Here is a 14,360-nt window from a genome sequence, read left to right as displayed (position 1 = left end):
TCTCCTCTTTTCTTGCGCTACCCTTTATAATCTGTTACGCCAGGACCAATTGGTAGTCCAAACCATGTCCAGACGAGGAACAGAACAATCCAAAGCGCCAAAATGACAAGTGTATATGGAAGCATTATCGAAAATAACGTCCCAAAGCCCGAACGAGAATCATATTTTTTCATAAATGCGAGAACCATTGGCACATATGGATTCATTGGCGTTATAACACTCGTTGATGAATCCCCAATTCGATAGGCTAACTGAACAAGCGCAGGATGGTAGTCTAGTAGCATAAACATCGGAATAAAAACCGGTGCCATAAGCGCCCATTGAGCGGATCCACTAAAAATAAACAAATTTAGTAATGTTGTTAAAAAGATAAAAGCAACGAGCACACCTATACCGGTCATATTGACACTTTCTAAAAATTCCGCACCACTTACAGCAATCCAAACACCAATATTACTCCAATCAAAATAAGCAATAAATTGAGCTGCTGCAAAGATTAATACAATGTAACCTGCCATACTTTTAATCGCTTCTGCCATCATTTCTGGCACATCACGAGTTGATTTAATGACACCAGCTGCAACGCCATAAGCAATTGATACGGTTAAAAACAAGAACAAAATAATAGGGACGATGTTGCTAATAAATGGCGAAGGAACAATGCTTCCACCTTCACCTCGGAGAATGCCACTTTCTGGAACAATAAAGAATGAAACTATCGCTAAATAAAGAAATCCAGTAAAAACCGCTATAAGCAATGCTTTCGTTTCTTTTGGTCCCACTTTCTCTAATTCTTGATCGACATATTCTTTCGCTCCGTATGCAGGATTAAATTTTCCAAGTCTTGGTTCAATTACTTTTTCTGTAATAACCGTACAAATAATAATAAGCATAATAGATGAAATAAACATAAAAAAGTAGTTATCGGTCATATGAACGACCATATCAGGGTTCATGGTTTGAACGACTTCCGTCGAAATACCAGACAAAAGAACATCTGTACCTGCAGGAAGGAAGTTGGCTGTAAAGCCTGCGCCTACCCCAGCAAAGCCTGCCGCCATACCCGCTAAAGGATGTCGACCGATCGCATAAAAGATCATCGCACCAAGGGGTGGAACGAGTACGTAAGCCGCATCTGAAGCGATGTTTCCTATAATACCGGTTGTTACAACAGCGACTGTTACTAATTTTGCTGGTGCCCTTAAAATCGTACTTTTAATAAACGTTTCGACTAGTCCGACTTGTTGCGCAAGTCCAATCCCAAGCATCATTGTTAGCACGAGCCCTAGTGGCGTAAAGCCGATAAAGTTTGAAATCATTGAATCTAGTATGTACATAAATCCTTCTGCTGACACAAGACTGTTAACCGTCGTTTCCTCACCGGTTCCAGGATGAATAAAAGAAACCCCAAGACTTGCAATGAACCATGAAAAAAGAATTACTGCTACCGCTAAGTATAAGAATAACATAAATGGATGCGGTAACTTATTCCCGACTCGCTCAACTGTATCTAGCAATCTTGAACCAATCGTCTTGTTCTGTCTTAAATCATTCATTTTTTACACCACCATTTTCGGACATGTCTTTTTATATTCCTTAAAACTTAAAATTGAATATAGCACTTTTTGTCGAATATGTCTTTATAAAAATCAGAAAATCTTCCATAGAATATAAAAAAGTCTATTAGAAAGTGATGAATGATGGAGAAACGATTTAGCTGATGTTAGAAGTAGCTCTTAAAACCGAAACGTCAGGCACTAAAAGCAAACCAAAATAAGACGCCTCTTATAGAAGCGTCTATTAAAAAGGATCTGTCTAGTAGTAAGTCATACTATAGCTCGTAAATACAAGTACAGGTAGATAGAGGTAACGAGATACGTATGACCACACAATTTATATCTGTCGTTAACACCTAGTCTTCATTTTTCACCCTAAGAAAATTGCATCTCTTTGAAAATATGATGCAACGCAAGTCTTGCAGCCCCAATGGAGGGGCCTTTCTCTCTCCAATAAGATTTCTCTAACTGGATTGGCACATTGGTCGTTTTCTCAAGCCCATTTAAGACTTGTAACATATATTGGAAAAACAAATCTTGTTTCGCAACCCAGCCGTTAACCAATACTTTTTCTGGTTGAAGCAGCAAGGCGTAATTGCATAGCAACGTCACAATGTCATGAGCCATTCGCTTTGCTTCACTGTAAAAGGGCTCCTCTATGTCGGTAAAAGCTCGATTAAAAAAGTGATCAATGACAGCCTCATTCTCTGTTAGATGGGCAAACTCTTCGGGATGGCGCTCTCTGATGCCTTTTGATAGATTGTGAATGGAATAAATATTGAGAGGATGAAAAATGGATTCGTCCCCTGAACAATCGCTTGCCAAAATAGAGTTGCCTGTCTCTCCGGTATTATAGATCTCGTTTCTCAAGATAATACCTGTTCCGACACCTTGACTAAGTAACGTATACACTAAACTATGACACCCAACTGCTTGCCCACTATATTGTTCAGCAAAAGCTGCTGCATTGACATCATTAACGAGATGAACGGGGACTTGAAATGCATTTGTGACAAGATCAAATAACGGGTAATTTCTCACATTCAAATTATAGGAAAAAACAATTTTTTTCCGCTCTTCATCGAGAATTCCAGGTAGCGATAACCCTATACCTTTTATGTGATCCCGCTTAATCTGATGCTTCGTAATAAACGCGTCCAATAAGTGAGGCAGGTCCGATAGTCCCTCACCTGACAATTCGTCCATCCGCTCCGTCGTCAACAATTCACCTCGCAAGTTCAATAGTGTTAATTCTGTCGCAAAACTGAGGTCCACTCCAATTACGACGCCTCCGTGCGCATTAATTTCCAGTAAAGTTGCCTTTCTTCCTACCCCTTCCCCAACCGAGCCCGTTTCAATTAGGACGCCGTCGAGTAAGCTCTCTTCTATTAACGAGGAAACCGTTGTAGGGCTTAAGCCTGTTTTTTGAACAAGGTCTGTTCTGGAAATTGGCGCAAGATGATTAACCAGGTTTAATAGTTTTGATTTATTAAACTGTTTTAATAATTTTTGATTCCCTTGTCTTGCTTGCATCTAACTCCACTCCATTCCTTACCGTTCTAACTGTACCTAAGCGCAAAAGCTTCCATACTAGATTCACCAGTAGAACAAATGAGCATAACTGTTTGTTCAATAGGGATGACATCTAGATCATATGGATCACGTAAGACAAGCGCGATACAGTCTTTATGATGTAACCGATGCAATAGCGTTTGCTGTTCATGAAATAAATGAGCATTAACGGTGCCAATTATGACAACATCTTTCGCATCGACTTTCTTTATGACTTGATCAATCTCTTGATTCGTTGGTTTTAATGATAGCGAAAAGGTTTCTACTTGTAAATCAACGAGTTTACTTTCTAGTGTCACTCGTTTCCCACCGGTTGAATCAGCAGGTGTTAGTGCTTCAAGATTAGGCAAAATCAGGGCATAGGAAAGATCCTTTTTTAATGGAAGCAACTTTTTCGGATCTCGTTCAAGATGAAGACTCTTTTTTGAGAGCTCAAGGGCTTTTTCTTTCCACATTTGTTCCGGAATTGGCATCGCCTTATTGCGATACGTTTGAATAGCCTTCTTCAATGTTGATAATCGTGCAAGCGACTCATCAATTCGTTCCTCTTTAATTCTACCTGTTTCGACCGCTTGCACTAGGCCTTGAAATACCTCTTGCTGGAACGATGGAGAGTGACAAATTAACAGCTGGTCTACTCCAGCTTCAATAGCAAGTGCACCAATATCTTTTGCAGGAAAATGATCTTTAATCGCACTCATTTCCATGTCATCCGTACAAATAACTCCTTTAAAACCAAGCTTATCGCGAAGAATGTTCGTCATCCAATAATGCGACATGGTTGCTGGCAAACCGTTAGACTGAGAAACTTGATCATAAATAACATGGCTAACCATAATGGCATCAACACCTGCTTCAATGGCTCGTTCAAATGGCGGAATTAATTTATTGAATAGATCTTCCTCCTTTAAACTACAGACAACAGAACCTAGATGGGAATCGGCTTCTGTCTCCCCATGACCAGGAAAATGCTTAGCTGTTGCCGCTACGCCAGCTTCATGAATTCCTTGTATGTATTTTGCGCCATATTCGCTAACAAGTCTCGTATCCTCCCCGTAGCTTCGAACACCAATAACGGAATTCTTGCGATTCGTATTGACATCTAAAATAGGCGCCCAATCAATTGCAATACCACATGCATTCATCATGCTGCCTAATAATTTCCCATTCTCATAAGCGAGCTCAGGATTATCTTTTAACCCTAGCGCACGATTCCCTGGTACGGAGGGATAGAATCGATCAAGCGTAGACAGAGTCCCTCCCTCTTCATCAAGGGCCATTAGAAATGGATGTTCATAGCCCTTCTGCTTGTAAAAATGCTGCACATCATTGAAGAGCGCTAGTAATTGCTCTTTATGTTCAATGTTATAGGGATAAATGCTCATGCCTCCAAAAGGCAACTCATCAAAACGCTGATGAAATTTTTGATCAATGCTGTTACTTGGAGCACCCATTGAGAACAACATCCCTACCTTTTCACGTATCGTTAAGCGTTTCACTACTTTCGTCTCCATGTCTCATCCCTCTTTTCAAATGGAGCTTTAGGTTTTAATGGCACCTGACACAAGGCCAGATATAATTTGCTTTTGGAAAAACACAAAAATAATAAACACTGGTAATAAGGATACGACCGAGGCCGCCATTAAATGCCCCCAATTCGTATTGTTTAAGAAACTAAATTCTGCTAGACCAAGGGGAATTGTCCTCATCTCTGGTGACGTTGTTAAAATAAGTGGTGAAAGGAAGTCATTCCACGAGTTCAGAAATGTCATAATGACCAGTACAGCAACAATCGGTTTCGCTAGTGGAAAAATGATTTGCCAAACAATCCGAAATTCGGAAGCTCCATCGACTTTTGCCGCGTAGATCAATTCATCAGGTAATCCCGAAATGTATTGGCGCATTAAGAATATCCCAAAAGGTGTCACTAGGGTTGGCACAATAAGCGCTTTATACGTATCAATCCAGCCAATGTTTTGCATTAATTGAAAAACAGGAATCATGGTTACTTGAAATGGAATCATAAAGCTTGTAAGAACTAAAATGAATATCATATTTTTCCCTGGGAACGTCATTTTCGCAAACGTGTAGCCTACCATTGTACAAAAAAACACATTTCCGATCACAATAGAAGAAGAAACAAATAAACTATTCCCTAGGTAGCGAGCGAAGTTTCCGTTTGCAAGTACCGTCGCATAATTATCGAAGGAAGGGTTTCTTGGAAGAATATCTGCAAGCGTTCTTAGAACAACCCCATCCGTCTTAATTGAAATACTGACCATATACAAAAACGGGATTAGCATTACACTCAATGGAATAAACAAAAGGAAGAATAGTAAAATTTCCCTCGGTTTGTAATCAAATAGCTTTCTTTTAGGCTTCTTTTTTGGAGGAATAGGCGCTACTTGTTCCTGCATTAGAAGCGGTGCTTTTGGCTGGTGAGATGGCTGATTCATTAATCTCCAACCCCCTTATTAATCCCCATTATCTTTAGCATCAAGAGTGAAATTCCCATAATAATAACGAACAGCACATAAGCAGTGGCTGACGCTGGGCCAAACTGGAACTGCTTAAACGCTTCTTCATACAAATAGAATACGATAGTGGTTGTCGCATTTAACGGACCACCGCTTGTCAACGTGTACACTTCTGGAAATACTTGAAACGTGTTGATCGTATTAATAACAATAACAACTATGGCAATTTGACGAATATGCGGGAGTGTTACATGCCAGAATTGCTTCCATCTTGAAGCGCCGTCAACCGTTGCTGCTTCATATAAATCTTTCGGTATCGATTGTAACCCCGCTAAGAATATTAACATGTAAAAACCGCAAGACATCCAGACAGACAACCCCATTAACGATGCAAGCGCGGTTCTTGTATCCATCAACCAATTCATCGTTGGTAAATGAAAGAGATTTAACACCATATTTAGAAAACCCGATGGTGAATACATGAAATTAAACATCATTGAGACAACAATAATAGACGTAACCGTCGGTAAAAAGAAGCCTACTCGGAAAAAGTTTTTAAATGGAATTCGTTGATTAACTGCAAGCGCTAAAATTAGCGCGATGGAGACGGTAAAAGGAATCGTACCTACAACATAAATAAAGGTGTTTAACAGCGCTCTGCCAAAAACCGGGTCTTGTAGTAAATTACGATAGTTTTCTAACCCTACAAAATCCATCTCGCCTCGCAAAATTTTGACATCATGAAAACTATAAATAAAGGATTGTATTAATGGGTATACACTAAATACAGCAAATAATAAGAACCAAGGCAACAAAAAGACATATGCCATCTTGTTACGCTTCATTTCCGTCCAAGTTTGCATCGCTACACCTCCATGAAAAAGGGTATCCCTCGCATAGTACGAGGGATTTCAATTTTCTTAAAGCTCATTTTCAATCTTGTCATGTGCTTGATTTAAAGATTCTTTCGGATCAACATTATTGAGTAGCGTCTGCTCAACTGCTTCGACAACATGTCGACTAATGGACTGCCATTCTGTAATAGCTGGAGATGACTTCGCACTTTCTAACTGACCAGCAAAAACAGAAAGCTGTGGATGTTCATCAAAAAACGCATGCTCTTCTACTCCTGGAACAGCTGCAAACATAGAGCCAATTCGCTGCATATGATCAAGGGCTTGCTCTTCAGACGCCACATGTTGCATCAATTTAAACGCTTCTTCCTTTTGATCCGAACCCTCAGGAATAACTAAAATTTCACCACCAGCAAAGCTAGAAGCTGTAGACTGTGCGCCATCAGGAATTGGTGCAACATCAAAGTTCAATTCCGGTGCATCTCTTGGTATGGAAAACACACCCCAAGCACCAGAAAATGACATGCCAATATTCCCAGCTCGGAATTCACTATCAATGACTTCACTTTGAGAAACAAGCGAGTAGTTACTCATTTCTTTATAAAATTCAAGGGCTTCAATCATTTCTGGAGAATTGATCGTGCTTGCCGTATGATCTTCATTTAAAACGTCTGCTCCATTACTCCATGCCGTTGCCATAAAATAATGCCAGGTCGCTTCTGGTTCACCGGCATGTATACCAAATCCAGATGCATCTGTACGTTCTTCTATTTGCTTCGCGTATTCTAGCATTTCATCCCAATTTTCTGGCGGACGATTTGGATCTAATCCTGCCTCTTCAAATAAATCTGTATTTATATACATGGCTCGTGATGACATTAACCATGGCATGCCATAAACTTCATCTTGGTATGTAACGGTATCCCAGTTTACGTGATTGTTGTAAATGGGTTCTACTAAGTCAGACACATTTGCAAGTACGCCCTCTTCTACAAAGTTCGCAAACCACGTATCACCAAGTTCAATCACATCCGGTACGGAGTTTCCTGCAAATGCAGTGGTAATTTGTTCAAGACCGTTATCCCATGTCAACTGACGTAGGTTGACTTGAACGTTTGGATTTTCTTCAATAAACGAATCAATCACTGGGTTAATCGTATTTTCACCGTTTGGATCATCTTCACCAGTGAAAAACCAGAAATCAAGTGTGACTTCTTTCTCTCCGCTTGTTGCACTTCCTTCCTCACTTCCGCTATTACATGCAGTAAGCATCATGGTTAAGCCACCAAACATTGCCGCATACTTTAGATATTTCTTCATTTTTTTAATTCCCCCTAATTAATTTTTCCAATGGACGTATTAATTAAATGTAGGAAGACTAAGCGGTTTGTCCAGTAGAAGATGAGGTAATTGTAGTTGATTCATTTTTAATTGTCAATTAAATTTTTATTTTCTAATATCAAGCGCTTTCAATTCAATCCTTTTATTTATTCTTTTCCGACTTTTTGTTATACTAGAGTTCAAACATATAAACTTCTAATTCTACCCTTACTCTTTGTTTTCATCAGACCTATCCTTGTGTTAAATGGTTGATAGAGAACCAGTTGAAAGAACCTACTTTCTTCATTCGATCTGTTTTAAAAAACGATGATTCTATCAAGCGTACCCTTCATTTATCATCTATGTCTCTCACTTACGTTATTATTTTATCAATTACCTTGTTTGCGGTTATTACTTCCATTAATCCACATGTCTTCCATTGTGTTTCTCTCAGCTAAGTGAAGCTCTTTCACAAAAACTTTCTAAAATAACGATATAATCCTTTTCAAATTCAACAAAATTTATTATAATGATTACATAATAATTATTATTACCTAATAGTCGATTTTAGGTAATCACAGTTATTCTATTAATCTTTTACGAAAAGGAGACTGATTATGAGCGAGAACAACATTATTTCTGAAGCAAATCACTCAGGTGGAAAATGTCCATTCTTTCACGGTAGCACAACAAATACGACGGTTTCTGGTACGCCAGAACGTGAATGGTGGCCGAATCAACTGAATTTATCTATTCTTCGTCAGCATGATAAGAAATCCAATCCAATGAATGAAGACTTCGATTATACAGAAGAATTCAAGAAGTTAGATTACGATGCATTAAAACAAGATTTATATGCATTAATGACAGATAGCCAAGATTGGTGGCCAGCAGACTATGGTCACTATGGTCCAATGTTTATTCGAATGGCTTGGCACTCTGCTGGTACATATCGTACAGGAGATGGACGTGGTGGTGGTTCTGCCGGTGCACAACGTTTTGCTCCGTTAAACAGCTGGGCAGATAATGCGAATATCGATAAAGCACGTCGCCTTTTATGGCCAATTAAGCAAAAGTACGGAAATAAGATTTCATGGGCTGACTTATTGTTGCTAACTGGAAACGTCGCTATTGAATCGATGGGTGGAAAAACATTTGGTTTCGGCGGGGGTCGCGCGGACGTTTGGCACCCTGAAGAAGATATTTATTGGGGTAATGAAACGGAGATGCTTGGTGATAACCGTTACTCCGGTGACCGCGAATTAGAGAATCCTCTCGCTGCTGTTCAAATGGGATTAATTTATGTGAATCCTGAAGGCCCTAACGGAAACCCTGACCCTGTACAAAGTGGTCGCGACATTCGTGAAACGTTTGGCCGTATGGGAATGAACGATGAAGAAACCGTTGCCCTTGTTGCTGGTGGGCATACTTTTGGTAAAGCTCACGGTGCAGGAGATGCTGAAAGTCACGTTGGTCCAGAACCAGAAGCAGCTCCAATTGAAGCACAAGGTTTAGGGTGGTTAAGCTCACATGGTAGTGGAAAAGGTCGGGATACGATTACGAGTGGGATTGAAGGTGCTTGGACACAAAACCCTACCCAATGGGATAATGGCTTCTTTGATCTTTTATTTGGCTATGAGTGGGAGTTAACGAAATCCCCTGCCGGTGCGCACCAGTGGACACCTGTTAATGTAGAAGAAAAAGATCTTGCTCCAGACGCGGAAGATGCTTCTATACGAGTAAAGACAATGATGACAACAGCAGATATGGCATTACGTATGGATCCTGCTTATGAAAAGATTTCTCGTCATTTCCACGAACATCCAGATGCATTTGCTGACGCATTTGCTCGGGCTTGGTTCAAGTTGTTACACCGTGATATGGGGCCTCGCGATCGTTATTTAGGACCAGAAGTACCAGAGGAAGTCTTATTGTGGCAAGACCCCATTTCAGCTGGAAACTACGATTTATCTAATAAAGAAATTGAAGCGTTAAAGCAACGCATATTAGCGACAGACTTAAGTGTGTCTGACCTTGTTGCAACCGCTTGGGCTTCTGCTAGCACATTCCGTGGCTCAGATAATCGTGGTGGTGCAAATGGTGCTCGCATTCGTCTTGCTCCGCAAAAAGATTGGGATGTTTTCCAAAACGAATCCATTACCAAAGTTATTGCTACTCTTGAACAATTACAGCAACAAGTAGATGTGGATGTAAGTATTGCGGACCTTATTGTACTTGGGGGAAGTGCTGCCATTGAAAAAGCTGCTAAAGAAGCTGGCTTCGACATTACTGTGCCTTTCACTCCTGGTCGCGGAGATGTAACAGCAGAACAAACAGATGTTGAAAACATCGACGTTTTAGAGGTTACTTCTGATGGATTCCGTAATTATCAAAAGAAGCAATTCAGTGTGTCAGAAGAAGAATTGCTTGTTGATAAGGCACATCTGTTGAATTTAACCGCTCCAGAAATGACTGTATTAATTGGCGGCATGCGTGTTCTTGGTACGAATCACGATGGTAGCAACCATGGTGTCTTCACTGAAAATGTAGGTACCTTAACAAATGACTTCTTTACGAATTTACTTGATATTAGCACGGAGTGGAAGTCTGTTAACGGCAATGTTTATGAAGGTCGCGATCGTACGTCAGGAGAAGTTGTACGAACAGCAACACGTGTTGACCTTGTTTTCGGTTCGAACTCCATTCTCCGTGCGATTTCGGAAGTGTACGCACAAGACGATAATAAAGGTAAATTTGTGCAAGATTTTGTTGCGGCTTGGACAAAAGTGATGAATAATGATCGTTTTGATGTAAAAGTAAAACAACCTGCTTTAACCAAATAATGACGAAAAAAAGCTGTCCCATAAGGTCGTATAGACGTTAAATGGGTTCAGCTTTTTTATTTAAGCAGCTCAAACTGTTATTGCTAGCTTGTGTACTAAATGGTTCATTTCAATTCAAGATGCTTGTTCACGCTATGCCTCTATTCAGTCGTTCTCTTTTCATGATAAAGAACGCTGGTTTACTCACCCCATTTAAGCATGCAAGGTGCTTCTCATCCGCAGAATAACCATTGTTTTCCTTTTCAGCCCTATATCCTTTTTCATTTGTTTATGACTCTATTGACTTCCCTACACCTATTCCAAGATAGCCAAAAAGAATGGTTAGAATCGGAGATAAGAAGAGAAAAAATGCAAAAGGAATATAGTCCATAACAGCCACACCTAATGTAGAAGCAAAAAATGCGCCACTAACCCCCCAAGGAATGAGTGGATTAACAAGTGTGCCTGCATCTTCAAGTGTTCTTGATAGATTCTTTTTTGCGATGTTTAAACGTTCATAATGCATTTCAAACGCCTTTCCCGGTAGCAAGATGGATAAATACTGCTCGCCGGTTAACGCATTTACACTAATAGAAGAGGCGGCAGTTGCGCCGATAAGATTCCCTCTGTTTGATAGAAATGAACGAAAAAACTCCAGCAACCCATCAATTAATCCTATTCGTTGAATTAAACTACCAAGTAAAAGCGCAATAATGACGAGTGAAATGGACCACATCATTGATTGTAAACCACCAGCGTCTACAATCGCATTGATCGCATCATTCCCTGTTTCTAAGAAGAAGCCATGCTGTACAACAGTGAACCACTCACTAATGAGCCAATTCCCTTGAACAAAACCCACCGTTACTAACCCTGTTAAAATTCCAACCACAAGAGCTGGTACTGTCGGAAAGCGAATAAACGCTAGAATAACAACGATTAATGGAGATAAGAGCGTCAAAAAACTAATTGAAAATGAAGCATCAAGTGTTGTTAGCATTTCCTGAATTCCTTCAACATTAGTCGTCGAGTAAGAACGACCAATAAAAAAGAAAATGATTAACGTAATCAAGAAACTTGGAATGGTTGTCCACATCAGATGACGAATATGGACAAATAGGTCTACCCCTGTTACGCCCGATGCAAGGTTCGTTGTATCTGATAAAGGCGACATTTTATCCCCGAAACAAGCGCCACAAATGATGGCACCCGCTGCCATGGCTGGGTTTACGCCTAATGCTAAGCCAATTCCCATCATCGCCACGCCAACTGAACCGATTGTTGTAAAAGAACTTCCCGTAAAGCTTGAGACGATCATGCAAATAATGAGCGCACTAACAGCAAACCATTCTGGTGTTATAAATGTTAGTCCGTAAAATAAAATTGTTGGAACGGTTCCACTCATCATCCAAACGGCAATGACAATCCCTACTAACGATAAAATAATGATCGCTTTTGTTCCGTCTGTAACACCTTTTATCATTGCTTTTTCGAGTTCATCCCATTTAATGTTAAGAAATAGACCGATTATACTTACAACAACGAGACAGATTAATAGCGGGATATGTGGCTCAGCTTGAAAAGCTGTCATGCTAGTGATAATGAGCGCCATCATGAGCGCGAGTAACAAAACAGAAGAGCCAATCGTTAGTTTCTTTTCCATCTATTGTATTCCTCCTACTTCCCTAAAACACTTTATCGCTTTTATGCTTTTATGCAATAAAGTTGCTAAGTTTTTATATTAACGAACCTTTTTGCATTCGTCAATAGCCATTCCTCAGAACCGCTTCCCACAAAAAGAAAGAAATTCCTGCTTTTCCTTTATAATAATGTAAAGTCCACTTATTCAATAAGAACCTAACCCGATTAAACAAGGAGAACAAAGGGTATAACAATCGTTAGCACATGTAAGGAGGAAACGAATATGGCAAATAAACCGGTCATTGCGATAAGTGGCGCTAGCGGCTATATTGGGAAGAACTTAATTAAACAATTGAAAGATAAAGCCCATATCATTGCTTTGTCTCGCTCCATTGAGCACAAGGAGCATACAGATGACCTCACATGGAGACAAGCTGACTTATTTTCTCTTGGCGATGCAGAATCTGCTTTAGAAGGAGTAGATTACGCTGTCTACCTTGTACATTCCATGCTGCCGTCCGCACGTTTAACACAAGCAAGATTTGAAGATATGGATTTTATTCTTGCAGACAATTTTGCTCAAGCTGCGACGAAGAATAACGTTAAACAAATCATTTATTTGAGTGGCATTATACCTGAAAACGAAACGGAGCTATCTCGACATTTAGAAAGCCGTCGTGAAGTGGAAACAGTACTGAATGCGTATGATGTTCCTGTTACAACCGTACGCGCCGGTCTCATCGTTGGACCTAGTGGCTCCTCTTTTCCAATTGTGAAAAAATTGGTCAAACGCCTCCCTTTTATGGCGCTACCAAAATGGACAAGACAAAAAACACAGCCAGTCGCTTTACCAGATGTTCTCCATGCTTTAGATGGATCAATTGGCAACACAGACGTTTCTGGCCGTTCGTTTGACGTTGCTGGCCCAGAAGTGATGACGTACCGAGAAATGATGATAGAAACAGCCGATGTAATGGGGAAAAAACGCCATATGCTAAACGTTCCCTTTATGTCTGTTAAGCTATCTAGATTATGGGTATCTGTGACAACAGGAACGCCAAAAGAAATGGTTTATCCATTAATCGAAAGTTTAGTTCACCCAATGGTTGCTGAAGCGTCACGCATGCAGCCAGATCTTAGTTATGGTAAAACAACTTTTCGCGATGCTGCACTTGCTGCGATAGAAGAAGAGAATGCCCAACAAAAAAAACCTACTGCGAAAAAGAAAAAAGAAGTTAAAAAAATTGCCGACGTTCGGTCCATTCAACGTGTACCGCTCCCAGATAATTATAGTGCTGACTGGTTAGGTCGCTACTATTTACAATGGCTAGAAAAGCAAGGACGTCCTTTTCTCAATGCTAAAAGTGATCACTCTGATAAGACAGCCATTTATTTGCTGAATAAAAAGCTGCTTGAGTTTACCTATGCCAACGAACGGAGTCATGAGCAACGCGCCCTTTATTATATAACAGGAGGAGCCTTCGCAAACGTTAATGCTGAACCTGGAAGAGGTCGAATGGAATTCCGCAAAATTCCATACAAGAATGAATGCATTATTGCTATTCATGAATACCAGCCTTCACTTCCGTGGATCCTTTATACATTGACACAGGCAAAAATGCATATATGGGTCATGTTTTTATTTAAACGTCATTTACAGCGGATGATTAAAACCAATCAACGGCTTTCAGAAACACATGAGCAGTTTCTTTTAACTCGTCCTAAATGATTGCTATACTAAAAGTATACTTTAATCGGAGGTGTTTTTATGCCGACAGAACAAGAATTGCAGGAAACAAAAGATCGCGTAATGGCTGAGCTTGAAAACGTCATTGATCCCGAACTCGGCATCGACATCGTGAATCTTGGTCTTGTATACGATGTTCACTTAGATGAGAACATAAATGCTGAAGTTGAGATGACGCTAACCGCTATGGGCTGTCCGTTAGCTGGGACGATTGTATCCGACGTGAAAAATTCTCTTAAAGAGCTTCAGGAATTAGGTGAGCTTGGCGACGTTGATGTCAACATTGTATGGAGCCCACCGTGGACAAAAGATAAAATGTCTCGATATGCGAAGATTGCATTAGGTGTTACCGATTAACAAAACAACAAGCG

The 14,360-nt window shown here is 40.1% G+C and carries 10 protein-coding genes; 3 read left to right on the top strand and 7 right to left on the bottom strand.

The genetic code is table 11. From position 1 onward, the window contains the following. Positions 1-17: 17 nt before the first annotated feature. From FPV17_RS09900 to FPV17_RS09875, 6 genes are all read right to left on the bottom strand, one after another. Positions 18-1,556 carry an AbgT family transporter gene (locus tag FPV17_RS09900; RefSeq protein ID WP_144558878.1) on the bottom strand — a complete coding sequence of 513 codons (1,539 nt, stop codon included), beginning with the start codon at positions 1,554-1,556 and terminating at the stop codon, positions 18-20. A gap of 375 nt (positions 1,557-1,931) precedes the next feature. Then, positions 1,932-3,089, bottom strand: a complete 1,158-nt coding sequence (locus tag FPV17_RS09895; RefSeq protein ID WP_144558877.1) for an ROK family protein — start codon at positions 3,087-3,089, stop codon at positions 1,932-1,934. 26 nt (positions 3,090-3,115) lie between these two features. Beyond that, the gene (gene nagZ / locus FPV17_RS09890) at positions 3,116-4,642 is read right to left on the bottom strand and encodes a beta-N-acetylhexosaminidase (protein WP_035396407.1); all 1,527 of its coding nucleotides are present in this window, start codon (positions 4,640-4,642) and stop codon (positions 3,116-3,118) included. A 27-nt stretch (positions 4,643-4,669) separates the two neighbouring features. Continuing rightward, complete coding sequence (locus tag FPV17_RS09885) at positions 4,670-5,584, bottom strand: carbohydrate ABC transporter permease (protein WP_246117164.1); 915 nt, start codon at positions 5,582-5,584, stop codon at positions 4,670-4,672. After that, on the bottom strand, positions 5,584-6,468 hold the full coding sequence (locus FPV17_RS09880) for a carbohydrate ABC transporter permease (RefSeq protein WP_035396408.1): 885 nt from the start codon (positions 6,466-6,468) through the stop codon (positions 5,584-5,586). The genes FPV17_RS09885 and FPV17_RS09880 overlap by 1 nt, the downstream gene beginning before the upstream one ends. 57 nt (positions 6,469-6,525) lie before the next feature. Further along, entirely contained in the window at positions 6,526-7,779 is a 1,254-nt protein-coding gene (locus FPV17_RS09875) for an extracellular solute-binding protein (RefSeq protein WP_144558876.1), read from the bottom strand. Between the two features lie 617 nt (positions 7,780-8,396). Here FPV17_RS09875 and katG point away from each other — a divergent pair. Beyond that, positions 8,397-10,622, top strand: coding sequence for a catalase/peroxidase HPI (gene katG, locus FPV17_RS09870; protein ID WP_144558875.1), 2,226 nt, complete (start codon positions 8,397-8,399; stop codon positions 10,620-10,622). 268 nt (positions 10,623-10,890) lie between these two features. Here the strand turns inward: katG and nhaC are convergent, their stop codons facing one another. Continuing rightward, entirely contained in the window at positions 10,891-12,264 is a 1,374-nt protein-coding gene (nhaC, locus tag FPV17_RS09865; RefSeq protein WP_144558874.1) for a Na+/H+ antiporter NhaC, read from the bottom strand. Positions 12,265-12,525: 261 nt separating this feature from the next. Here nhaC and FPV17_RS09860 point away from each other — a divergent pair, with 261 nt between their 5' ends. Together FPV17_RS09860 and FPV17_RS09855 are read left to right on the top strand one after the other, a co-directional pair. After that, complete coding sequence (locus FPV17_RS09860; protein WP_144558873.1) at positions 12,526-13,971, top strand: NAD(P)H-binding protein; 1,446 nt, start codon at positions 12,526-12,528, stop codon at positions 13,969-13,971. Between the two features lie 39 nt (positions 13,972-14,010). After that, a complete protein-coding gene (locus FPV17_RS09855; protein ID WP_144558872.1) occupies positions 14,011-14,346 on the top strand; it encodes a metal-sulfur cluster assembly factor in 336 nt (111 codons plus the stop codon). Positions 14,347-14,360 lie beyond the last annotated feature (14 nt).

This window comes from Shouchella miscanthi (assembly GCF_007725405.1).
Lineage (GTDB): Bacteria > Bacillota > Bacilli > Bacillales > Bacillaceae_D > Shouchella > Shouchella hunanensis.
The sequence above is the reverse complement of the archived record's forward strand: the minus strand, read 5'-3'. Positions and strand labels throughout refer to the sequence as shown.